Origin of the sequence: Nonomuraea sp. NEAU-A123 (assembly GCF_018603905.1) — a bacterium.
Classification (GTDB): domain Bacteria; phylum Actinomycetota; class Actinomycetes; order Streptosporangiales; family Streptosporangiaceae; genus Nonomuraea.
In genome coordinates this window covers 54,935-75,402 of the sequence record NZ_JAHFZZ010000036.1, presented here as the reverse complement: position 1 = coordinate 75,402, position 20,468 = coordinate 54,935, and the positions used below count along the sequence as shown (strand labels likewise).

19 protein-coding genes are annotated in these 20,468 nt (G+C 69.9%); 9 read left to right on the top strand and 10 right to left on the bottom strand.

Annotation, left to right across the window (positions count from 1 at the left end):
* Positions 1–15: 15 nt before the first annotated feature.
* From KLK06_RS55010 to KLK06_RS54995, 4 genes are all read right to left on the bottom strand, one after another.
* Positions 16–945 (bottom strand): hypothetical protein, encoded by a 930-nt coding sequence (locus tag KLK06_RS55010; protein ID WP_214643873.1) that lies wholly within the window; start codon positions 943–945, stop codon positions 16–18.
* Positions 942–1,154 (bottom strand): heavy-metal-associated domain-containing protein, encoded by a 213-nt coding sequence (locus tag KLK06_RS55005; protein WP_214643872.1) that lies wholly within the window; start codon positions 1,152–1,154, stop codon positions 942–944. Before KLK06_RS55005 ends, KLK06_RS55010 begins: the two co-directional genes overlap by 4 nt.
* A gap of 18 nt (positions 1,155–1,172) precedes the next feature.
* The gene (locus KLK06_RS55000) at positions 1,173–1,454 is read right to left on the bottom strand and encodes a metal-sensitive transcriptional regulator (RefSeq protein ID WP_214643871.1); all 282 of its coding nucleotides are present in this window, start codon (positions 1,452–1,454) and stop codon (positions 1,173–1,175) included.
* Between the two features lie 495 nt (positions 1,455–1,949).
* Complete coding sequence (locus tag KLK06_RS54995; protein ID WP_374197207.1) at positions 1,950–3,422, bottom strand: helix-turn-helix domain-containing protein; 1,473 nt, start codon at positions 3,420–3,422, stop codon at positions 1,950–1,952.
* A 267-nt stretch (positions 3,423–3,689) separates the two neighbouring features.
* Here KLK06_RS54995 and aceA point away from each other — a divergent pair, with 267 nt between their 5' ends.
* The 5 genes from aceA (at position 3,690) to KLK06_RS54970 (ending at position 8,567) form a co-directional block, all read left to right on the top strand.
* Positions 3,690–4,976: an isocitrate lyase gene (aceA, locus tag KLK06_RS54990; protein ID WP_214643870.1), complete on the top strand. Its 1,287-nt coding sequence runs from the start codon at positions 3,690–3,692 to the stop codon at positions 4,974–4,976.
* Between the two features lie 131 nt (positions 4,977–5,107).
* Entirely contained in the window at positions 5,108–5,308 is a 201-nt protein-coding gene (locus KLK06_RS54985) for a hypothetical protein (RefSeq protein ID WP_214643869.1), read from the top strand.
* A 220-nt stretch (positions 5,309–5,528) separates the two neighbouring features.
* Positions 5,529–5,702, top strand: coding sequence for a hypothetical protein (locus KLK06_RS54980; protein ID WP_214643868.1), 174 nt, complete (start codon positions 5,529–5,531; stop codon positions 5,700–5,702).
* Between the two features lie 599 nt (positions 5,703–6,301).
* Positions 6,302–7,807, top strand: a complete 1,506-nt coding sequence (locus KLK06_RS54975) for a carboxylesterase/lipase family protein (protein ID WP_214643867.1) — start codon at positions 6,302–6,304, stop codon at positions 7,805–7,807.
* 85 nt (positions 7,808–7,892) lie between these two features.
* Positions 7,893–8,567: an ABC transporter substrate-binding protein gene (locus tag KLK06_RS54970; RefSeq protein WP_250907528.1), complete on the top strand. Its 675-nt coding sequence runs from the start codon at positions 7,893–7,895 to the stop codon at positions 8,565–8,567.
* A 253-nt stretch (positions 8,568–8,820) separates the two neighbouring features.
* Here the strand turns inward: KLK06_RS54970 and KLK06_RS54965 are convergent, their stop codons facing one another.
* The gene (locus KLK06_RS54965) at positions 8,821–9,474 is read right to left on the bottom strand and encodes a class I SAM-dependent methyltransferase (protein ID WP_214643866.1); all 654 of its coding nucleotides are present in this window, start codon (positions 9,472–9,474) and stop codon (positions 8,821–8,823) included.
* A 37-nt stretch (positions 9,475–9,511) separates the two neighbouring features.
* On the opposite strand from KLK06_RS54965, the gene KLK06_RS54960 reads away from it, so the two are divergent.
* On the top strand, positions 9,512–9,991 hold the full coding sequence (locus KLK06_RS54960; protein ID WP_214643865.1) for a MerR family transcriptional regulator: 480 nt from the start codon (positions 9,512–9,514) through the stop codon (positions 9,989–9,991).
* Here KLK06_RS54960 and KLK06_RS54955 read toward each other — a convergent pair.
* The 5 genes from KLK06_RS54955 to KLK06_RS54935 all read right to left on the bottom strand — a co-directional run bounded on the left by KLK06_RS54955 (position 9,957) and on the right by KLK06_RS54935 (position 17,894).
* Complete coding sequence (locus KLK06_RS54955; protein ID WP_214643864.1) at positions 9,957–12,005, bottom strand: serine/threonine-protein kinase; 2,049 nt, start codon at positions 12,003–12,005, stop codon at positions 9,957–9,959. The genes KLK06_RS54960 and KLK06_RS54955 overlap by 35 nt on opposite strands.
* A 2-nt stretch (positions 12,006–12,007) precedes the next feature.
* Positions 12,008–14,107, bottom strand: a complete 2,100-nt coding sequence (locus KLK06_RS54950; protein ID WP_214643863.1) for a serine/threonine-protein kinase — start codon at positions 14,105–14,107, stop codon at positions 12,008–12,010.
* A gap of 91 nt (positions 14,108–14,198) precedes the next feature.
* Complete coding sequence (locus tag KLK06_RS54945; RefSeq protein WP_214643862.1) at positions 14,199–15,698, bottom strand: serine/threonine-protein kinase; 1,500 nt, start codon at positions 15,696–15,698, stop codon at positions 14,199–14,201.
* 226 nt (positions 15,699–15,924) lie between these two features.
* On the bottom strand, positions 15,925–16,758 hold the full coding sequence (locus KLK06_RS54940) for a siderophore-interacting protein (RefSeq protein ID WP_214643861.1): 834 nt from the start codon (positions 16,756–16,758) through the stop codon (positions 15,925–15,927).
* Positions 16,759–16,919: 161 nt separating this feature from the next.
* On the bottom strand, positions 16,920–17,894 hold the full coding sequence (locus KLK06_RS54935; RefSeq protein WP_214643860.1) for an alpha/beta hydrolase: 975 nt from the start codon (positions 17,892–17,894) through the stop codon (positions 16,920–16,922).
* 113 nt (positions 17,895–18,007) lie between these two features.
* On the opposite strand from KLK06_RS54935, the gene KLK06_RS54930 reads away from it, so the two are divergent.
* Genes KLK06_RS54930 through KLK06_RS54920 form a run of 3 tightly spaced genes read left to right on the top strand, consistent with a single transcriptional unit; the run spans position 18,008 to position 20,449 of the window.
* Positions 18,008–18,904, top strand: coding sequence for an ABC-2 family transporter protein (locus tag KLK06_RS54930; RefSeq protein ID WP_250907527.1), 897 nt, complete (start codon positions 18,008–18,010; stop codon positions 18,902–18,904).
* Positions 18,897–19,685, top strand: coding sequence for an ABC-2 family transporter protein (locus KLK06_RS54925; protein ID WP_308168945.1), 789 nt, complete (start codon positions 18,897–18,899; stop codon positions 19,683–19,685). The genes KLK06_RS54930 and KLK06_RS54925 overlap by 8 nt, the downstream gene beginning before the upstream one ends.
* A 2-nt stretch (positions 19,686–19,687) precedes the next feature.
* A complete protein-coding gene (locus tag KLK06_RS54920; RefSeq protein ID WP_214643858.1) occupies positions 19,688–20,449 on the top strand; it encodes an ATP-binding cassette domain-containing protein in 762 nt (253 codons plus the stop codon).
* The last annotated feature ends 19 nt before the right edge of the window (positions 20,450–20,468 follow it).

Genomic DNA, 20,468 nt, shown 5'->3' with positions numbered 1-20,468 from the left:
CGCGTCGCGTCCTGGTCAGTGTTCGCCGTGCGTGGTCGCCGGGGCGGGGGCCGGCGTGCCGGCCGGTGCGGGGGCCGCCTTGGCGGTGAAGTCGGCGGTCCGTACGGTGCCCTCGTGCTGGAAGTCGAGGAACAGCCGGTAGTCGCCGCCGCTGGGCACCTCGGCATAGAAGGTTATCTCCGGGCCCGCGGCCGTCTTGCCGTCGCCGGGGGCGCCGTCGGGGTGTACGTGCAGGTAGGCCAGGTCTCCGGCGCGCAGCGCGACCAGATGGCCGTAGGCGCCGAGGTATGGTTGCAGGTCGGTGACGGGCTTGCCGTCCTTGCTGACCTTGAGGGTGAGCTTGCTGGACCGGCCGGGGATCAGGTCGCCGTCGAGGGTGACGGTGTAGCCGTCCACGGTGGACGTACGGCCGACCGGCGGGAGCGCCTTGGGCGCGTAGTCACCGGCGACGAGCACGTCCGTGCCCAGCGTCAGCCCATCGGCGCCCGTGGGGGCGAAGTCGGCGAAGGCCCGGTAGGCGCCTGCCGTGGGCAGGGTCAGCTTGATCGTCCAGACGCCGCCGCCGGCCTCGGCCGGGTGCACGTGCTGGAAGTTCGTCAGGTCGCGGGAGACCACGATGAAGTGCAGCTTCTTGTCGTGCTGCACCTGGTAGTCGGTCACCGGCTCGCCGCCGGGGCCGGTCACCTTGAACTGGAAATCGGTGGGCTCGCCGGGGCGGATCGTGGAGGTGAGCGGGGTGAGCGTGTAGCCGTTCTCGGACATCTGAAGCCCTCCGGGGGTATCCTCTCGCACCGCGGCCGCCGTCTCGGTGGAGTGGGCGGCACCTTGGCTCTCCTCCGCCGCAGGCGGGGCCACCTCGCCGACCGCGCTGCCCACGCCCAGGGCGCCGCCGAAGACGACGGCCAGCCCCAGGACGTAGGTGCCGAGCTTGGCTGCGGTGTTCACGAGGGATTAGCCACTTCGTACCCGGCCCCCTTGACCGCGGCGACGATCTTCGCCTCATCGATCGGGCCCTCGCTTCCGACGGTCAGCAGGCCGCTGGCCAGGTCGACCTCGACGCCCGTGACGCCGGGGACCTCGCCGACCTCCTCCTTGACCGAGCTCACGCAGTGGCCGCAGGTCATGCCCTTGACGGTGTAGGTGGCAGTGCTCATATCGATCAACCTTTCGGGTCAGGAACGAACAAGACGGGCGATGGCGTCACTGGCCTCTTTGACCTTGACCTGGGCCTCGGGACCGCCCTTGAGCGAGGCCTCGGCGACGCAGTGACTCAGGTGTTCTTCGAGCAGGGAGAGGGCGAACGACTGCAGGGCGCTGGTGGCCGCCGACACCTGGGTGAGGATGTCGATGCAGTATTTGTCTTCCTCGACCATCCGCTGCAGGCCGCGCACCTGGCCTTCGACCCGGCGCAGGCGTCGCTGGTGGTCCTGCTTGTTGTGGGTGTAGCCGGCCATCCGCTTCTCCTCTCCCGCGTTCTTCGGTGGACGCTACCATACCCCCCTACCCTATACAAAGGCGCGGCTCATGCGCTTGTCTCCGTCCGCTGGACGCTGGGGACGAGTCGGCGACCTCGCCCTGGGCGACCCGCAGGTCAGCGGCGGGATCGTGGCGGGCTGAGATCAGCCGCAGCCGATCAGACGCGACCGGCCAGGTGCGGTCGGCCAGGCGCGGCCGATCAGACGCGGCCAGCCAGGTGCGGCCGGCCAGGCCATGGCCGTCGAGCGAGGCCGGTCAGGCGATGGCAGGCCGGCCGGCCGGGACGAGCCGACGGCCGAGCTACGTCCTCGGCCGATGGTGAGCCGCCCATCTGCGGCAGCGGCGGGCGGGGACCTCGGCGGCGCCGGACATCAGGAGCGTCCGGCCCGTAGCACCGCCGCCGCGTGCGGGCGCCATGCAGGCACGGCTGCGCAACTTCTCAGACGTACGGGGACGGCCTCGGGAAGAGGCGTCTAGATCGCGGCCGCGTGCCGTTCCAGGAAGGTGTAGACGTCCGCCTCGTCCACCCCCGGGAACGACCCCGGCGGCAGGGCGGCCAGGACGTGCGAGTTGGCGCGGGCCGACGGCCAGGCGTAGCCCTCCCAGCGTTCGGCCAGCTCAGTGGGCGGGCGGCGGCAGCAGTCGCCGGTCGGGCAGTTGGATTTGGTGCGGTTGGTGGTCTCCCTGCCCCGGAACCACCGCGACTCCCTGAACGGCACCCCGAGCGTGATCGCGAAGTCCCGCTCCCGCGACGGGTCCACGTGCGCGACGCAGAAATAGGTGCCCGTGGGCGAGTCCGAGTACTGGTAGAACACCGAGAACCGGTCCGGCGAGGAGAACACCTGGCGCCCCGACCACTGCAGGCACATCCGCTGCCCCTCGATCGCCCCCTGCTCGTCGGCGGGGAACACGATCCCGTCGTTCTCGTACGCCTTGTAGATCGTGCCGCCCGCGTCGTTGCGGACGAAGTGGCAGACCAGGTCGAGGTGGTGGGTGGCCAGGTTCGTGAAGCGGTGGGCGGCCATCTCGTAGGACACTGCGAACACGTCACGCAGGTCCTCCACCGACAGCGCCCGGTCCGACTTGGCCTCCTGCAGGTAGAGGGTGGCGGCCTTCTCAGGTACGAGCACGGCGGCGGCGAAGTAGTTGGCCTCGGTGCGCTGCCGCAGGAAGTCGGCGAAGTCGCGTGGCTTGCCGTGGCCGAGCGCGAGGTGGCCGAGAGTCTGCAGCAGGATCGTCCGGGGGGTATGCATGCCGAGCTGTTCGTGCTTGACGTAGATGCGGCGGTTGCGGAGGTCCGTGATGGAGCGTACGGACCTGGGGAGGTCCTGGGCGGTGTGCACCGTGAAGCCGAAATGGGTGACCAGGCCCTGGATCGTGCTCTGCGACAGGGCGCCGGTGCGGTAGCCGACTGAGTTCAGCGCCTCGGCGGCGGCCTTCTCGATCTCGGGGAAGTAGTTGCCGACCTCGCGCTGGCGGCGCCTCAGCTCGGCGTTCGCGGCTCTGGCCTCTTCCGGGGTTGCGGTGCCCCGTGCTTGCCTCGCGCGCAGCTCCCCGTACAGGCCGAGGAGGTGTTCGAGTACGTCGTTCGGCACGCGCGCGGAGACCTTGAGCCGGGGCAGGCCGAGGCTCGCGTAGATCGGGTCGCGCTGGGCCTCTTCCAGCGCGATCTCGAGCTGGGCGCGGCGGTTCGGCGGCTGGCGGCGCAGCAGCTCCTCGACGGGCACGCCCAGCGCGGCCGCCAGGGACTTGAGCAGTGTGAGCTTCGGTTCGCGCTTGCCGTTCTCCAGGAGCGACAGCTGGCTGGGCGCCCTACTAACCCGCGACCCAAGGTCGGAAAGGGTCAGACCACGCTGTTTGCGCAGGTGGCGAAGGCGTTGCCCAAACGCGATGAGATCAAGCTCCTGCGTCAAAGACAGCGGTTCTTCGCCTAGCAAGGACGCCATGCGAGCATCTTAGACAGAAATTCCAGCCATTTTCTAGACATCGGAGGACCAGGCCCAGAGGTGTCGTGAGACCACGGAGGGAAGCCGTCGCCCCATGAGATTGGTCTAGTCCATCGGGAAAACTTGCCTTTTATTCTCGGCTGAATACCAGCGAGTATTCATCTGAGAAGAAATTTGACGCTTCTTCTAGCCACAGCGGCCTATTGGCCCCTACCAACCCGGGCACAGACTCGGCACAGGCCCCAGGGGACGACAAAGGAGTGCAAAATGAACGATCGCCTCAAGGGAGCTGCTGAGCAGCTGCAGGACGAATGGGACAGCGACCCTCGCTGGGCGGGCGTCGAACGGACTTACCGCGCCGAGGACGTGATCAGGCTGCGCGGAAGCGTCCAGGAGGAGCACACGCTGGCCCGGCGCGGCGCTGAGCGGTTGTGGAACCTCCTGCAGACCGAGGACTACGTGCACGCGCTCGGCGCGCTCACCGGAAACCAGGCGGTCCAGCAGGTGAAGGCCGGGCTGCAGGCCATCTACCTGTCCGGCTGGCAGGTCGCGGCCGACGCGAACCTGGGCGGCCAGACATACCCGGACCAGAGCCTCTACCCGGCGAACTCCGTGCCCGCCGTCGTGCGCCGGATCAACAACGCGTTGCTGCGTGCCGACCAGATCACCTGGTCAGAGGGCATCCAGGACGGGCCGCACTGGCTGGCGCCGATCGTGGCGGACGCCGAGGCGGGGTTCGGCGGCGTGCTGAACGCGTACGAGCTCATGAAGGGCATGATCGCCGCGGGTGCGGCGGGCGTGCACTGGGAGGACCAGCTCGCCTCCGAGAAGAAGTGCGGCCACCTGGGCGGCAAGGTGCTGATCCCGACCGGCCAGCACGTCAAGACGCTGAACGCCGCCCGCCTGGCCGCCGACGTGGCCGGTGTCCCGACTCTGATCATCGCGCGGACCGACGCCCAGGCCGCGACGCTCCTGACCAGTGACGTGGACCCCCGTGACCAGGCGTTCGCCACCGGCGAGCGGACCGCCGAGGGCTTCTACCGGGTCCGCAACGGCGTCAAGTCGTGCATCGCGCGCGGCCTGGCCTACTCACCGCACTCCGACCTGCTCTGGATGGAGACCGGCACGCCCGACCTCGACGTGGCCCGCGAGTTCGCCGAGGCGATCAAGGCCGAGTACCCGGACCAGATGCTGGCCTACAACTGCTCGCCGTCGTTCAACTGGAAGAAGCACCTGGACGACTCCACGATCGCCAAGTTCCAGCGGGAGCTGGGGCACATGGGGTACAAATTCCAGTTCATCACGCTGGCCGGATTCCACTCCTTGAATTATTCGATGTTCAACCTGGCGCAGGGTTACGCCAACGACGGCATGACCGCGTACGTCGACCTGCAGGAGGCCGAGTTCGCGGCCGAGTCGCGCGGCTACACCGCCACCCGTCACCAGCGCGAGGTGGGCACCGGCTACTTCGACCTCGTCAGCACCGCCGTCGCCCCCGACTCCTCGACGACAGCGCTGCGTGGCTCCACCGAGGAAGAGCAGTTCAAGCACTAGATCCCTTGATCTCGCCGGCCACCTCCAGGGCATGGGATGGTTCCCCCGGCGATGGGCCGCGCCAGACTCCCCCCGGCCTGGCGCGGCCCACTTTCGTGCGCGCCACCCGCTCTGGAAACAGGAAGATCCGCATGATGCGACTGTCCGCTCGCTTACGCCGCGAAGTGCCGGAGTCGGTGGACCGGTTCCTGATCGCTAGGGCCGTCACTACGAGGGTGGTGACCGAGCGGAAGATGCCGTGGGAGTTCCTGCCCGACGCGATGCTGCGTGAGCCGAGCGTGTGGGAGACGCTGATCGACACGGTCGGCATGACCGTTCACAGGTTGGCTTGATCATGAGCATGCCGGTGTCCAGCCGCGGTAAGACCCGTTTTTTCCTTGGGACACGCCAATGTCAAAACTGCGCGAAATCGTGGGCGCGTACGGGAGATCCCCGTATCGTGCCAGGTAGAGGGCCTTCTCCTACTGGATCCACCCCGGACGGCTCCACTGCGCATCGCGCGCATGGAGCCTGCTTCGGATGGGGTTCTTCGTTGGATAGGAGTTGGTTCGTATGGACACGCAACGCGCGCTTCTCATCGCGCTCGCGATAGTCGCATCCACCAGCATCGCGACCGCTCTCATGCTCGCGGACGGCTCCACATGGCCCGCCGCACTCCTGACCGGGCTCGCCGCCGGCGGCGCCGTTCTGTGGGGGCTGCTCGGTTGTTTCAACCGCCACCCATAGACGCAAGGAAGAGGCCCAGCTCTTCTCTGGGCTGGGCCCCTTCCTCGTCACCCCAGCGCGGTTGGGTGCGCCACGAACAGCCTGTCCGGCAGCCGCCGTCCTCGCCCGTCACGCCGTCCGACGCTTGCTATCCAGCCGTGGCGTGCCAGCTCCGCGAGCGCGACCCGCGTGCCGTTCGCGCTGCACCGTACTCGCCTCAGAACCGGGTCACGGCAGCTCGCGCCGATCTGTGGCCGCGAAGCCTCTGGCAACCCTGCTGAGCAACGTCTTCGGCGCGAGCTTGCCGACATGGCACCGGTTCCTCAGCTCGCCCTGGCTGATGCCCCAGCGAGTGAGCAGGGCGGCGACGATGCACGGAGGCGGACAGTGCGCAGGCCGCCGTGCGGACTGTCACCGGCGGAATCGGAGATGTCGGCAAAATGCGGGTGCTCTTGGTGGTGGATGCGCACCAACTCGACCCGGTGGCCGACGCGGTCGCGATCGAGCCAGGAGACCGATACTCCGGCCCGCTCGATATTGAGGTGCGGCGGGCCCGCGGTTTGGGTGAAGATGGCCGCGCCTGGCTATGGGAGCCGGCACCCCCGGAAGAGGAGTGTGCCATGAGCGCCATCGGATCCGCAGACCCGGAGGTCCGGGTGACCACGGGAAGGCTGCGTGGGCGGGTGGAGGATGGCGTGGCCGTCTTCCGCGGCGTGCCGTTCGCGCGCCCGCCGGTGGACGCGCTGCGGCTGGCCGCACCGGTGCCGGCCGAGCCGTGGGACGGGGTGCGCGAGGCCGGCGCGTTCGGGCCGCCGCCGCCGCAGTCCAGGTTGCTGGGCGCGTCCGGCGCGGACAGTGCGGACGGCGACTGGTTGACGGTCAACGTCTGGTCCCCCGACCTGGGCGCCGCCCGGCTGCCGGTGATGGTGTGGATCCAGGGCGGGGGCTACATGTACGGGCGGTCCGGCGACCCGGTCTTCGACGGCCGCGTGCTCGCCCGGGACGGCGTCATCGTGGTCACCTTCAACTACCGGGTCTCCGCCGAGGGCTTCGGCCACTTCCAGGGGGCACCGGCCAACCGCGGGTTACTGGACCAGGTGGCCGCCCTCCGCTGGGTGCACGACAACATCGCGGCTTTCGGCGGAGATCCGGACCAGGTCACCGTTTTCGGAGAGTCCGCCGGGGCCGGGAGCATCGCGGCGCTGATGGTGATGCCCCAAGCCGCCGGTCTGTTCCGCAGGGCGATCGCGCAGAGCGTGCCGGCCCTGTTCTTCTCCGCTGAGCTGGCCGCCGACATCGCCGCCGCCGTAGCCGGTGAGCTGGGCCTGGCCCCGCTCGCGGACGAACTCGCCCGCCTGTCACCGGAGCAGCTGATCGACGCCGGGGACGCGGTGGCGGACAAGATGGGCGGCTTCCCGCAGTGGGGCCGGGTCGCGTACGTCCAGTCGCTGTTCGCGCCGGTCGTGGACGGCGAGGTGCTGCCCGCGGTGCCGTGGCGATTACTGGCGGACGGGGCCGCGCGCGATGTGGAGCTGATCGTGGGGCACACCCGCGACGAGTATCGGCTGTTCATGGCCATCAGGGGCGACACCGGCCAGATCACCGCCGAGCGGGCGGCCACCGCGTTGCGGGAGCTCGCCCCGGACCCGGAGGCCTACCGGGCCGCCTACCCGGAGGCCGACGAGGAGCGGCTGTACGAGCTGGTGCACTCCGACTGGATGTTCCGGATGCCTTCCGTCCGGCTGGCCGAGGCCCACCAAAGGCACGGCCGGGCCCACCTGTACGAGCTGACCTGGCCGGCCCCCGGCATGGGCGGCGATACCCTCGGCGCCTGCCACGGGCTCGGCCTGCCATTGACGTTCGGCAACCTGACCGCTGGAGCGGCAGGACTGCTGATCGGGCTGGAGCCGCCACCAGCCGCGGCAGAGCTGTCGGCCCGGGTCCGCGCGGCATGGATCGCCTTCGCCACGACCGGCGATCCGGGCTGGCCGGCGTACGAACCGCAGAACAGGCATACCTGGATCATCGACACCGAGCCGGGCATAACGGCGTACCCGGAGGAGACCTCCCGTGAGTTGTGGGCCGGGCACGCCTTCGACCCCCTCACGTTGCGGGCGCGGCCATAGCCGGTCCAGGAGAGCGATCGAGGTAACGCGCCCTCGTGGTCAGCTCGGAGGGGCGAAGCGCGGCAGGGCGCAGGGGGCCATCTTCTTGGTCCTCGGCGCGGGCCACAGTCGCATCGCCGTAGCAGCCGAGTCGAGTGTCTACTGGGCATCTGGGGCCCGCATTCTGCGGGACTACCTCGCTCCACGCGGCGGCACCGTCATCGAACTCGACATGCGCGCGCTCGCCCCCACGGCCGTGTGCGACGAACTCGTCGACAATCGCGCGACAGCCCTCCTTCTTCTGGTCGGCCACCCGGAGCCGGCAGTGTCGATCGTCAAGTCCGTCCGCCGCGACCAGCGCCTCGCCGAGATCATGATCGGTGCTCCGGCCGGGCAACCGGAGTTCGCCGAATGGGCGACGTTGCTGGGCGACGACGGCGCCGCGATCCCGTTCTTGCGCTACCTGCCCGAGTGCCTCAGCCCACTCGGCGCACGAGTCGAGACGGCCCTCCGCGAGCGGCTAGCCGAAACGCCCTCCTTCGTCGCCTTCGAGGGCTACGACACGGTCGCCGTCCTCGCCGATGTGCTGCGTTCGAACGGCGCGGACCGGGCGCGCACCGCCGGATCCTGGCCGCGCGTTGCGGTCGAAGGCACCCGCGGGCAGATCCAGTTCTCCCGCACGCCAGGCATCAGCGTTTGGCAATGGGCTTGGACGCCCATCCAAGTCGTTGATCGAGATCCGGCGGAACCCGATCGCTTTCGGATCCTTCACACCGGCTGAGAGAGCACGGACGGTCACCACGTTGCCGATAACGCGCGACAGTTGAACGGGCGAGCTCACCAGTACCGACCCCGCACCTGAAACGGATCCGCGTCGAGCACGGGTTCGGCCGGAATTCCGGTTATCTCGGCTGGACCCGGCGCTGCGGGCGATGGCGGCGCCGGCCTGGTTGGGTTGGGCGATGCGCAGGAGGACTTGCTTCATCGCGCGCGAGTGGGCTCGTACCCGTCGCTGGTCGGTGTGTTATCTGCGGTCATGACGGCATGCCGGGCGGATTGTCGGCAAGCACACAGGCGACCGGCGGGTCGAGCTCAAGGGTCTCGACCCGGAGATGGGTGAAGCCGGCCTGGGTGAGCATGTCATGGAGCTCTTGGGCGGCTCGGGTCGTGGTGTCCCGGGTGGCACCGGGGCAGCGGGGCTGGCTGACGAGCGCGATGCGTCCTGTGGGGCGGAGCAGGCGGCGCAGCTCGCGAAGCCGCGCCACCGGGTCGGGCCAGAATCCCACGGAGTTGACGGCGAGGATGGCATCGAGCGAATCGCCGAAGTTCGGCAACTGCTCCACGGAGGCGTGCGTGAGGTGCACACGGTGGGCGCGGACGGCGGCGGCGTTGCGACGGGTGGCCTGCCGGACCATGGCCTGCGAGTGGTCGATGCCGAAGACGTGGCCCTGAGTGGCGCGGCCGGCGAACTCGGCGATGGCGACGCCGGGACCGAAGCCGATCTCGAGCACCCGGTCGGTGGGCCGCACGTCCAGCAACGACACCGCCCAGATGTTGCGCTGCCGGTTGGAGGGGCGATGAGCGAACATCCAGCCGATCGCCCACCCGACGATGCCCCGGGGGTGGTGCGCCTGGCGCACCAATCTTCTGAGCGCGCGTTGCTTGAGAGATGTCTCTGCTGTCTGCATGATCGCAGTCAACGGCTTCAAGTACGCTTGAAGTCAAATGGATGAGCAGTTGACGATCGGCGAGCTGGCGAGCCGCACCGGTGTCGCCACCTCCGCCCTGCGCTACTGGGAGGAGCTCGGCCTGCTCCCGGCACCGGCCCGGGTCTCAGGCCAACGGCGTTATCCGCCATCGGCGGTCGAGCTGGTCGGTGTGGTGGTGTTGCTGCGCGATGTCGGTTTCACGTTGCGGGAGATCAAAGCGTTCATCGCGTCTCGTTCGCCGGCCGGCGACGGCTGGCGGGAGCTGTACCAACGTAAGCTCACCGAGCTGGATCAACGGATTGCCCAGGCTCAGGTGGCACGTACTGCCATCGCCCATGGCTTGGCCTGCCCGCACAAGGACATCTTCGAGTGCTCCAACTTCACCAGCGGGGTCGCGGCGCTTCTGGCGGGATCTTCTCTCGAAGAGGCTCACGAAGCGGTTCATTCGCGCCGGAGGACGATCACTTCCAGCTGTACCAGAGGCTGGTCGCCTTGAGCTGCTTCGCGGGTCCCTCGGCCAGGACTCGCTTGGTCTTGCCGTCGAGGCCGGCCAGGACCACGCGGGTGGTGCCGCCCTTGGTGACCAGGGCGAGGATGTGCTCACTGTCCAGCCAGCCGCTGAACGTCGTGTTCTCGTCTCCCGGCACGACGGCCTTCCTGGCGCCGGTGACCACGTCCCACAGGCAGACGTCCCTGGGCTTGCCCGGGCAGACGGTGGAGAACACCGTGGCGGTCTCCGTCCCGATGCGCAGCGTCGCGGCGCTCCTGTGCATGAGGTCCCCCATGCCGCGGAAGGAGCGGATCACCGTGCCGTCCAGCCCGACGAAGCTGATCGCACCATCCCTTTCCTGACGCATCAGGGTTGAGGCGTCCGGGCCCCAGGAGTAGCCGCCTTTGTACCCTCCGGCCGTCAGGCGGGTGCGGACGCTCTTGGTCGCGGCGTCCACGATCACGAACCCCGCCATGGTCCGCGAGTCCGCCTTGCCGGTGTAGATCGTCATGAGCAGGTGACGGCCATCCGCGTTCCACGCCGTGCCGATCGTGTCGCCGGGTTTGTCGGCGGTGCGGAGTTCCACGTCCTCACCGGTGGCCGTGGTGACCAGCCTGATCGTGTTGTAGTCGGTACGGTTCAGCGTCGTGGTGGACAGGGCGGCCACGTAGGTGCCGTGCGGTGAGACCGTCGGCTGCTGGAAGTTCCCGAAGTACTCGAACTTGCCGGTCTTGGCGTCGCGGACATAGGCCGGAGCGCCCCCACCCAGCGGCAGGACCCCGTAGGCGGAGCTGACCCAGACGGGGTCGGCGGGGTTCTCGTGCAAGGTGATCTTCGTTTCGGGGATCTTCGCCGTGGTCGTCGCGGTCGTGGGGATCACTTCGTCGACCGAGACCGTCGGCGCGCCGGATGACGCCGCGGATGGGCTGCCGCTCGGGCCGGTGGCGGTGGCGGTGGCGGTGGCAACCGTGGCGGTGGCGGTCCCTGCCGTGCCCGTCACGGTCGTCGTACGGGCGAGCTTGATCGTGACGGTCACCGCCACGGTTGCCACCAGCACCGCGGCGGCGGCCGCCCCGACCAGCGCGAGCCGCCGCCATCCGAAGCGCCGCCCGGGAACCGATGTCGAAGGGGACGACTCAGAGGGCGCCTCACCGATTCGCGCTCCGGCGGAGGGCGGCGAGGCGGATCTGGTGCCCTCGGTGAGCAGGCCCTGTGGCGGGACCGGGTGGCCGAGCAGGGTGAGCAGCGCGCGGGCGGCCGTCGGGCGGGCGGCGGGGTCCTTGGCCAGGCAGCGGGCCACCAGGTCACGCAGGTCGCCCCGCAGGTCGCCGAGGTCCGGTTCCGCGGTCAGGATCCGGTTGAGCACGGACGGCAGGTCGCCCGAGCCGAAGGGCGGCTTGCCCGTCGCGGCGCACACCACCGTGGCCGCCCAGGCGAACAGGTCCGCCGGCGGCCCGGAGCCGACGCCGCCGAACTGCTCGGGAGCCATGTACGGCGGGGTGCCCACCAGGTGGTCGCCGGTCAGCTCGCTGGAGTCCAGCGCCCGCGAGATACCGAAGTCGATCACCCGGGGACCGTCCCTGCCGAGCAGCACGTTGCCCGGTTTGAGGTCCCGGTGCACCACGCCGGCCTGGTGGATGGCGGCCAGCGCGGTCAGGCTGCCGATCGCCAGACGACGCAGTTCGGCCTGCCGCAGCGGCCCCCGCTCGGCGAGGACCCTGGCGAGCGAGGGCCCGTCGACGTACTCGCTGACGACGTACGGGACGCCGTTCAGCTCGCCGGTCGCCAGCACGGTCGCCGTGCAGAACGCCTTGACCCGCCGCGCGAGCTCGATCTCCTTGGCGAACCCGGCCCGGTCCTCCTCCCCGGCCGCGCGCGTCAGCAGCTTGATCGCGACCCGCCCCCCGTCGGCCGACTCGCCGAGGTAGACGACCCCCTGGCCGCCCTGGCCGAGCCGGCCCGCGACACGGTACGACCCCACCTGGGCGGGATCGCCCGTGAGCAAGGGGCGCGGTTCCATGGTCACGGAGCCTTGGGCCCGAACTGCCGGGCGCTGTTGTTCGGGGCGAGGTCCACGAGCACGCGCTCGACCTTGCCCAAGAAGTCGACGATCTCGACCTGGGCCCGGCCCTTCTTGGCGCTCTCCTGCACCAGGATGTGGTCCTCGTCGAACCAACCGAGCAGGTAGGAGTCGTCCTTGATGTCGGGCACGGTGGCCTTGCGGTCACCGGTCGTGGCGTCCCAGATGCAGACCTCCTTGCCGGTGGGGCAGACCGTCATGAACTGCTTGCCCGACGGGGAGTACCAGGAGACGTCACGGGGCCTGCCCACCCAGTGCATGCTGTGCGTGACTTTTCCCGACATGTCGTACGTCTCGATGCCGTGGCTCTTGATGCTGTTGTAGCCTCTGGCGATCTTGCCGTCCGGGGTGAACGCGAACGGCAGGCTGCTGGCGTCGCTGTACTGCGTCTTCACGACAGTGGCCGTGCGCGCCCGCACGTCGACGACCACGAAGCCGGTGATCCGGTCCCGCTTGGCGTTCATGATCGACAGCAGCAGCCGCCCGCCGTCCCGCGACCAGGCGGGAGACCAGGTCTGCGCGGGTTTCTTCACCGTGTTGACGGTGAAGGACTCCTTGGTGTTCAGGTTGGTGAACCGCACGTGATCCATGTCGGAGGTCTGGAACTTCACCCACGGGTTGAGCGCCACCCAGTCCCCCATCGGCGACACGCGTGGCTCCTCGGCCAGGCCGACCTCCTTGAACTGGCCGGTCCGGTCCCTGGCGAACGCCTTGAACGGCCTCTTGACCTGGAGGTAGGCGGCCAGCCGTACGGGGTCGGCGGAGTTCTCGTGCAGGATGGCGTCGATGTCGGCGAGCTTGACGTCCTTGTCGGCCTTGGGCGCGACGCTGGCGACCGGCGCGCTGGTCACGCTCGGGGTGATCAGAGGCGCGGCGGTGATGACCGAGGTGGGCACGCTCGTACCGGCCTCGGATCGGACCGCCCCGGACGGACGGGGTGCGGACGGGCCGGACGCCACCACGATCGGCTGGCGAGGCAGCGTGTAGACGCCGACGCCGGACACCAGGGCCCCCGCGAGGAAGGCCACCACGGCGATCAGCACCCCGCGGCCCCGCCGTACCGGCACAGTGGCCGCGACGCCGGCCGAATCCTGCCCGACCGACGGCGACAGTGACCGCGGTGGCGAGTCCGGCGATAAAGGCGGCTGCGAGTCCGGCGGTAATCGCGGCGGCGGCAGACTGTACGGCAGCCCGGACGGCGGCGGCAGCCGCGCGGTCAGGAAGTTGGTCTCCCCGACCAGCCGCAGCAGCACGTCGCTCGACGTGGGACGCAGCGCGGGATCCTTCGCCAGGCAGGCCAGCACCAGCTCACGCAGGTCCCCGAGGTCGGGCAGGTCCGGCTCGCCGTTGGTGATCCGGTTGACTGTGCCCGCCATCGAGCCGCCGTCGAAGGGCGAGCGGCCGGACGCCGCGGCCACCAACGTCGCCGCCCAGGAGAACAGGTCGGCCGGCGGTTCCGCCGGGGCCCCGCCGAGCCGTTCGGGCGCGGTGAAGGCGGGAACGTCCACCTTGCGGGTCGTGGCGGACGCCGTGCCCGCCATCGCCCGGCCGATGCCGAAATTGATCAGCCGGGGCCCGTCAGGGCCGAGCACCACGTTGCCGGGCCGGATGTCGCCGTGCACGACGTTCGCCTGGTGGATGGCCACCAGCGCGGTCGCGGTCCCGACCGCGAGCCGGTGCAGCGCCGAGTTCCGCAGCCGCGTGCCCGCCGCGGTCGCCTGCTCCAGCGTGGGGCCGTCGATGTACTCGCTCACCACGTACGGCCGATCGTCCAGCAGCCCCGACCCGAGCACCTGGGCCGTGCAGAAGGCGGAGACCTCCTGGAAGGGCTCGATCATGCGCAGGAAGCGCTCCTGATCGACCTCCGGGTCCAGCAACTTCACCACGACGAGCTCCGCGGCACCGCTGGGCGGCTCCGGGGCGTCCTCGGGGTTCGCCCCTCCGACGAATCCGACGAACACGTCCGGGCTCAGCCGTCCGATCAGCCGGTACTCACCCACGTGAATGGGGTCTTCCTCGCGCAGCGCTGCGAATTCCGGCATGCGGATTTCTCCTCCCGGCACAACCAGGCCGTAGATCACCAATTATGGTGACTTGTCGCCGGGAATGCAGGGGTTGCCCGTGATCCCGAGATCAAGTGACCGTCGCGCTGGGCGTTTCCGACACCGATGGCGTAATCGACGGGCCCGGTGACTCACCGGGGCCATCCTGCGGGATCGGGGTGATCGACGCCGACGGCAGCGGACAGCCGCGCCTGGCCGCGTTCCCGCGTCTCTTCGCCGCAGGACTGGCGCAGCCACCCGGGTCCGCATCGCCCGGTTCGTCCGGTTCGTACGTGGCCGGCGGATGCCAGGCGGTCTTCTTCCGGTCAGGCGACGGGTCGAGCAGGATGATCGGGGCGGTCGTCCGGGCCCGGGTGGCGGACATCGGCGGCGGCGAGGTGATCGCCGTGCCCGCGACGGTGCCCCCGGCCGTGGCCGGAAGGCCGCTCGTCGAAATGGCCTCGGGGCGCCTCGTGGAGTCGACGGTCTCGTACGGCTGGACGGCGGGCCGGTTCTCCGGCACCGGGGAGGCGCCGCCAGGGCCCAGGTCGCCACCGCCCGACGCGGCGATCACCGTGACGGCCGCGATGGAGACCGTGGCCAGCGCCGCGAAGGTGGCGTGCGACAGGTGCGCCCCCGCCCCGGCCCGGCGCCGGCGCTTCGGCGCGGTCGCCTCCTCCTGTTCGCCGGGCTCGGGCGCGAGCCGTACCCTGCCCGCTCCCGGCGGGTAGGGCACGGCCGTCCAGATCTCCGCGAGTACGCCCGCCACCGCGGCGCGCAGGTCCCACGGGTCGCCCACTCCCCCGGCGGTCAGCAGGACGCGCAGCAGGTCGGCGGCCTTGGGCCGGTCGGCGGGCGCCTTGGCCAGGGCCGCCTCGACCGCGGGCCGCAGCAGGGCGGGCACGCCCTCGACGCGCGGCGCCTCGAACAGGATCCGGCGGGTCAGCACATCGACCTCGCCGCCGCCGAACGGGTGATGCCCCGTGGCGGCGAACGCCACCAGGCAGCCCCACGCGAACACATCCGAGGCGGGCATCGCGGCCCCGCCGGTCAGCCGCTCGGGCGCCACCCAGCCCGGACTGCCCATGACCTGCCCCGCCTGGGTGTGCGCGGCCAGCGTGTCGACGTCACGGGCGATGCCGAAGTCGATCACCCGCGGTCCATCCGGGGACAGCAGCACGTTGCCCGGCTTGAGGTCGCGGTGGACCAGCCCCGCGTCGTGCACGGCGACCAGCGCCGCCGCCACGCCGAGCCCGGCGCCGTAGGCCAGGTCGGGTGTGAGCGGCCCGCGCGCCATCACGACCTGGGACAGCGCGGGGCCCGGGATGTACTCGGTGACCAGGTACGGGCGGTCGCGATCGGTGCCGTCCTCGATCACGGCGGCCGTGCAGAACTGCACAATTCTCCGCGAGAATGCGACTTCCTCCGCGAAACGGGCGCGCAACGTGGGATCGTTGAGGTGTACCGCGTGCGGCGTCTTCAGTGCCACCAGACCGCCCCGCGGATGTTCGGCCAGATACACCACCCCCATGCCGCCGGTGCCGAGGCGGCCCAGGAGGAGGTATCGGCCGATGATGACCGGGTCACCCACCGTAAGCGGTCGCACCCCTGGAGGCATGTCGCTCGCACCACGCGCCATCCGGATCGCCCTTCGCTGTCTGGGACACGGCCAAGGCACACTGTTGTCCCATTAGCGAAGGGTCGCCGCACGGTTTTCAGAAGGGGTATCAGAGGTAAGGCGGTCGTGCCCCTGAGGTGAGTAAGCGGTGTGACTAGACGGCCTGAAGTGGCGTTTTACCACCTGCAGCCGGGATCTCCTAGCCGAGCGCCGCGGCCTCCTCGGCTTCGACCTGGCGGTTCCAGTCGCGCTTCACGGCTCGCCAGCCCTCGTCGTCGGCCCCGAGCCGCCAGTAGCCGGAGATCGACAGCCGCTCCATCGGCACCTGGCGATCGACCCGGAGGTGACGCCGCAGCTCCTTGACGAACCCCGCCTCGCCGTGGACGAACGCGTGCACGTCACCCTCCGGGAACGCCAGCTCACGCACCGCCTTCACCAGCGCCTCGCCGACGGGCGCGCCGTTGCGGTGCAGCCAGACCAGCCGCGTGTCACCGGTGACCCGCAGCTTCTGCTCCTCCTCCGGCCCGTCCACCTCGATGAAGGCGTGGGCGGGGGCGCCCTCGGGCAGCGCCTCCAGCGAGGCCGCGATCGCCGGGAGCGCGCTCTCGTCACCGACGAGCAGGTGCCAGCCGGCCTCCGGGCTCGGCACGTAGCCGCCGCCGGGGCCCAGCATGAACAGCTCGTCGCCGGGCACGGCCCGCGCGGCCCACGGCCCGGCGATGCCCTCGTCGCCGTGGTAGACGAAGTCGAGCGTCATCTCCTGGGCGTCGGGGTCCCAGGCCCGCACGGTGTAGGTGCGCAACCGCGGCCAGACCTCCCGGGGCATGGTCTCGCGTACGTGCTGGACGTTGAAGGGAGTCGGGTAGTCGACACCCTCGTGCGGGAAGACGAGCTTGACATAGTGGTCGGTGAGACCTGAGGTGGCGAAGTCACACAGATCCTCACCACCGACCACGACGCGGATCATGTGGGGCGAGATCCGCTCCGTACGCACGACGACGCCGCGATGGTGATCTCTGGGCTTGTCAGCCATCGGACACTCCTCGAATATTAGGTATGCCTAACCTACACTGTCATACTCTGAACGGCCCCGGCGACGACGAGGCACCATTCAGGTGATACCAGCACACCCTTCACTCGCCGCGATCTCTCCAGCATGTCATCACCAAGAGAGCCTCGGGCGTCAAGGGGGTCTCAGGCCGCATCCTCCAGCGAGGACGACCGGGCGGCCGCGACGGCGGCGAAGAAGCTCGCCATGTGCCGGAAGGCCAGCCGGCCCTCGGGCAGCACGTCCGCCAGGATCGGGAACACGTGCGGCATCCGCCGCCACTCCTCGTACGTCACCGGCACCCCCGCCCGCCTGGCATTGACCGCCACGCGCCGCGCCTCGTCCCGGAGCACCTCCGTCGAGCCAGCGATGATCATGAGCGGCGGCAGGCCGGTGAAGTCGCCGTGCACGGGCGACACGAGGGGGTCGCGCGGGTCCAGGCCGGAGGTCCAGCGCCGGGCCAGCCAGCGGATGCGACTGGACGCCAGCATGGGGTCCTGCCAGCGGTTCGCGCGCTTGGGCAGGTCCGTCAGGTCGGCCCAGGGCGACAGGCAGAGGGCCGCGGCCGGCAGCGGCAGGCCCCGGTCGCGCAGGGCGAGCAGGGTGGCCAGCGTGAGATGCCCGCCCGCCGAATCGCCGGCGAACAGGACGTCCTCGGGCGCGTACCCGCGGTTCAGTAAGCAGTCGTAGGCGTCCAGCGCGTCGCTCAGGGAGTCGGCCAGCTTGTGGACCGGCCCCTGGCGGTAGTCGAGGGCGAGCACCGGGCGGCGGGCCGCGACGGACAGGCGCCAGGTGATCGGCCGGTGGGTCCTGGGCGAGCAGGAGAAGTAGCCGCCGCCGTGAAAGTACAGCAGCACCTTGCCCTCGTCGGGAGCGGCGCCCGCGCGCACCCACTCCCCGCCGCACGCGGAGAAGGCGGCGGGCTCGACGTCCACGTGGCCGGGCGGGCGCAGCGGCAGCAGCCGGGCCAGGTCGCCGAAGCGGGCGGCGCAGTCGATCGTCAAGGGGTGGCGCATCAGGAGGTGGGAGGCCGGCTTGAGGGTCCCGCGCATCAGACCGGTGAGCGCGCGAGCCTGCCAGCTCAAGGGGTAGTCGGGAGTGTCATCCCTATCCAGGTCCATGTGTCCTCCGATGAATATCCTTCCCCTAGAACATCGCTCTACTCGCAAGTAAGTATCTCCTCGCTTACGGGATTATTTCGGCGATGTGTCACGCGGGCGCTCGGTTTATCGCGTTGCGGATCACTGACCGGAAAGCAGATAATTCAAGGCTTCCATCGGCCGACCCGCGTGCGGGTCCGGGCACGGCTGGTCACCGTGCCATCACTCTCCGGAGGTGCAAAACCATACCCCTCTACGCCCTGCTGGTCCGGTACGGCTTCCGCAAGCACGCCACCTACGTCTGGGCCACGGTCGCGGGCGCCTTCACCAACAGCGTCTTCGGCATCCTGCGCGCCTACATCCTCATCGCCCTCTGGCAGGCCAGGCCCGGTCTGGCCGGCTACGACGTCACCCAGGCCGTCACGTTCTGCTTCATCACCCAGGCCTGCATCGGCCCGATGCAGCTGTTCGGCACCGGTCTCACCATCCCGGAGCGGATCCGCAGCGGCGACATCGCGCTCGACCTCGTCCGCCCCGCCTCGCTCCAGCTCTGGTCCCTCGCCGAGGACCTGGGCAGGGCCGCGTACCTGTTCTTCGCTCGCGGCATCCCGCCGATGCTGCTCGGCGCCGCGCTGTTCGGCATCGCCCATCCCGCGGAGCCGGGGCAGTGGCTCGCCTTCCTCGCCGGCTTCCTGGCCGGGGTGATCGTCAGCTTCGCCTGGCGCTACCTGGTCGCGCTGTCGGTCTGCTGGCTGATCGACGACCGTGGCGTGGGGGCGTTCTCGCTGGTGCTCACCACGCTCTTCAGCGGGATGCTGCTGCCACTCAGCCTGTTCCCGGGCATCCTCGGCGATCTGGCCAGGGCCCTGCCGTGGGCCGCGATGGTCCAGGCCCCTACCGACCTCTACCTCGGCAAGGCGCCCGTCCTGGAGACCCTGGCGTTCCAGGGCTGCTGGGCGGCGGTGCTGCTCGCCGCCGGCGCGCTCGGGACGCGGGCCATCCGCCACAAGGTGGTGATCCAGGGTGGTTAGCGCCTATTTCCGGCTGGCCTGGACGTGGACCCGCGCTGCGATGGCCTATCCGGCCTCGTTCGCCCTGATGTCCGTGCTCGGTCTCATCGTGGCGGGCACCGACGTGGCGGTGATCCTCATCATCTTCGCCAACACCACCTCTCTGGCCGGATTCTCCCGCGCGGAGACACTCTTCCTGTACGGCACGGCGAACGTGGCCTTCTGCCTCTGCGACATGTTCGTCAGCAACATCGACCGGATCAGCCAGCACGTCAAGGCGGGCACGTTCGACACCATGCTGATCCGGCCCGTGAGCACCTGGATCCAGATGGCGGCCGACCGTTTCCTGCCGACCCGCATCGGCCGCGTCCTACAGGCGGCGCTCGTGCTCGGCTACTCGATCAGCGCCCTCGACCTCGACTCCGGGCGGCTCTGGATGATCCCCGTCATGATCACGACGGGGGCGGTCATCTTCGCGGCGCTGTGGACGCTGGCCGGGGCGGTGCAGTTCGTGCTGACCGACGCGTCTGAGGTGACCAACGCCTTCACCTACGGCTCCGGCCAGCTCACCCAGTACCCGTTCGCCATCTACGGCCGCGAGCTGGTGCGCGGGGTGACCTACGGGCTTCCGCTGGCCTTCGTCAACTGGCAGCCCGCCCTCTACGTGCTGGACAGGGACGACCCGTTCGGCACTCCGGGCTTCATGCGCTTTCTCGGGCCGGTCGCGGCCCTGGTCCTCGCCCTGCTCGCCGGGTTCGCCTGGCGTCTGGGCATCCGGCACTACCGATCCACGGGGAGTTAGGGATGATCGAGCTCGACCGGGCCGGGCGCTCGTTCAAGGTGAAGCGGAGCCTCAAGCTCGAAGGGAACCTCGTCCACGCCGTACGCGACCTGTCGTTCACCGTGGCGCCGGGAGAGTTCGTCGGCTACCTCGGCCCCAACGGCGCCGGCAAGTCCACCACGATCAAGATGCTGTGCGGCATCCTGACGCCCACCTCCGGCCGGGTGCGGGTGGCCGGGCTCGACCCCTCGCGCAAGCGCACGACGCTGGCGCGGCGCATCGGCGTGGTGTTCGGGCAGCGGACGACGCTGTGGTGGGACCTGCCGCTGCGGGACAGCTTCGAACTGATCCGGCACCTTTACAAAGTAGATCGCAACGTCTTCAAAACCCGGCTCGACGAGCTGACCGAGACGCTCGACCTGGGCGGCTTCATCCGCACGCCGGTGCGCCAGCTCAGCCTGGGCCAGCGCATGCGCGGCGACCTGGCCGCCGCGCTGCTGCACGCGCCCGACGTGCTGGTGCTCGACGAGCCGACGATCGGGCTCGACGTGGTCAGCAAGTCGAGCATCCGGGCGTTCCTGCGCCGGCTCAACACCGAGCAGGGCACGACCGTGCTGCTGACCACGCACGACCTGGGCGACATCGAGCGGCTCTGCCGCCGGGTCATGCTGATCGACCACGGGCGGCTGGCCTTCGACGGCACGCTCGACGAGCTGATGGCCACGGCGCCCGAGCAGTCCACGATCGAGGACGTGGTCACCCGTCTCTACACCGGCAGCCGCTGAGCGCGCGACCCTATGGCTC

What these genes read in the sequence shown, in the direction of transcription:
- KLK06_RS55005 (WP_214643872.1), bottom strand. Translation starts at nt 1,154, where the DNA reads ATGAGCACTGCCACCTACACCGTCAAGGGCATGACCTGCGGCCACTGC.
- KLK06_RS55000 (WP_214643871.1), bottom strand. Translation starts at nt 1,454, where the DNA reads ATGGCCGGCTACACCCACAACAAGCAGGACCACCAGCGACGCCTGCGC.
- KLK06_RS54980 (WP_214643868.1), top strand. Translation starts at nt 5,529, where the DNA reads ATGGACACGCAACGCGCGCTTCTCATCGCGCTCGCGATAGTCGCATCC.
- KLK06_RS54960 (WP_214643865.1), top strand. Translation starts at nt 9,512, where the DNA reads ATGGATGAGCAGTTGACGATCGGCGAGCTGGCGAGCCGCACCGGTGTC.
- KLK06_RS54950 (WP_214643863.1), bottom strand. Translation starts at nt 14,107, where the DNA reads ATGCCGGAATTCGCAGCGCTGCGCGAGGAAGACCCCATTCACGTGGGT.
- KLK06_RS54920 (WP_214643858.1), top strand. Translation starts at nt 19,688, where the DNA reads ATGATCGAGCTCGACCGGGCCGGGCGCTCGTTCAAGGTGAAGCGGAGC.
- KLK06_RS54975 (WP_214643867.1), top strand. Translation starts at nt 6,302, where the DNA reads ATGAGCGCCATCGGATCCGCAGACCCGGAGGTCCGGGTGACCACGGGA.
- KLK06_RS54935 (WP_214643860.1), bottom strand. Translation starts at nt 17,894, where the DNA reads ATGGACCTGGATAGGGATGACACTCCCGACTACCCCTTGAGCTGGCAG.
- KLK06_RS54955 (WP_214643864.1), bottom strand. Translation starts at nt 12,005, where the DNA reads ATGGAACCGCGCCCCTTGCTCACGGGCGATCCCGCCCAGGTGGGGTCG.
- KLK06_RS54985 (WP_214643869.1), top strand. Translation starts at nt 5,108, where the DNA reads ATGATGCGACTGTCCGCTCGCTTACGCCGCGAAGTGCCGGAGTCGGTG.
- KLK06_RS54940 (WP_214643861.1), bottom strand. Translation starts at nt 16,758, where the DNA reads ATGGCTGACAAGCCCAGAGATCACCATCGCGGCGTCGTCGTGCGTACG.
- KLK06_RS54965 (WP_214643866.1), bottom strand. Translation starts at nt 9,474, where the DNA reads ATGCAGACAGCAGAGACATCTCTCAAGCAACGCGCGCTCAGAAGATTG.
- aceA (WP_214643870.1), top strand. Translation starts at nt 3,690, where the DNA reads ATGAACGATCGCCTCAAGGGAGCTGCTGAGCAGCTGCAGGACGAATGG.
- KLK06_RS54995 (WP_374197207.1), bottom strand. Translation starts at nt 3,422, where the DNA reads ATGGCGTCCTTGCTAGGCGAAGAACCGCTGTCTTTGACGCAGGAGCTT.